This window comes from Streptomyces sp. NPDC014727 (genome assembly GCF_043083485.1).
Lineage (GTDB): Bacteria > Actinomycetota > Actinomycetes > Streptomycetales > Streptomycetaceae > Streptomyces.
The window spans coordinates 1-1204 of the sequence record NZ_JBIBYR010000084.1; the positions used below are offsets into that span (position 1 = coordinate 1).

1 pseudogene is annotated in these 1204 nt (G+C 67.5%); it reads right to left on the reverse strand.

The features are described from left to right. Positions 1–1127: pseudogene (locus ACF1B9_RS38005) on the reverse strand (protein phosphatase); the annotation flags it as partial. Positions 1128–1204 lie beyond the last annotated feature (77 nt).

Sequence of the window (1204 nt, forward strand, 5' to 3'; positions counted from 1 at the left end):
TCGATGTTGCTGATGCCTTTGAGGCCCTTGGTGATGTCGCCGATCTTGGAGAGGCCGGCGCCGGCGCCCTTGGCGATGTAGGTCATGGGGTCGATGACCTTGCCGGCCTTGCCCGCGACGGAGAGTGCCTTGGCGACGGCTCCGGCTTTGCCGGCTCCTGCGGCGGCGCCTCCGGCGCCGCCGGTGAAGACGGTGGTCAGGACGTTGAAGGTGACGGCTCCGGCGGCCCGGCCGGGGTTCTTGCCCCACTCGTCCCAGGCGACCAGGGCTTTGCCGGTCTCCTTCATCGCGGTGCGGGAGTCACGTAGCCAGGAGGGGAGTTTGTCGTCGGGCAGTGCCCAGAACAGGGTGCCCGCGCCGGGGATCGCGGTGATCACGAGGCCGGTGGCGAGCTGGGCGAGCCCCTTCCAGGCCTGGCCCATGGCGTCCCAGCCCCCGAACCCGACCAGGGTGCCCAGGCCCTTGATGGTGCCCCATACCCCGTCGACGATCAGGCCGTCCCAGACGAACGACTTGACCCAGTGCCCGACTTCCCAGACATGGTGCTTCTCCTCGACCGGGTCGCCCCAGGGGAGTTTGGCGTTCTTCAGGTCCTCCGCGTTGAACCCGTACTGGTCCTTGCGCTCGGACCCGTCGCCCGCGACCATCTGGACGCCGCCGGGGATCAGGGCGGTGATCTTGTTGTGGCAGGTGCGCTCCGCCGCCCAGAACGCGGCGACGGTCGCGGTGATGTCGTCGCGGAGCTGGTTGTGCTCGTCGACCTTGTCCTCGTCGTACTCCCAGTCGTCGTCGTCCTTGTTCGCGTTCACGAACTTCGTCGCGTCCGCCTTCAGCTGCTCCAGCTTTGTGACCAGCGGGCGGATCTCCGTCGCGTAGTCCGACAACGAGGAGGCGACCTTCTCCAGATCGTCCGCGAAGCCGTCGGCGCGGTCCTTGACCGGTTTCGTCGACGCGAACAGCTGCTCGGCCTCGGGAGCCTTGTAATACGCGGACAGGCCCTGGAAATGGGTGTGGACGGACGAACCGGCGTCCCGGATGTGCCCGGCATCGGTCTTCAGACCGGCATGGTCCTTCTCCAGCTGTTCCAGCTTGCCGGTGTACTGCGGAATCGCCTCGGGCTTGATCACCGCGACTGCACCCCGGGCTTCTTCGGATCCAGATCCACCGCACCGAGCGCCTTGCGCTGCGCCTCGGCGGCCATGTC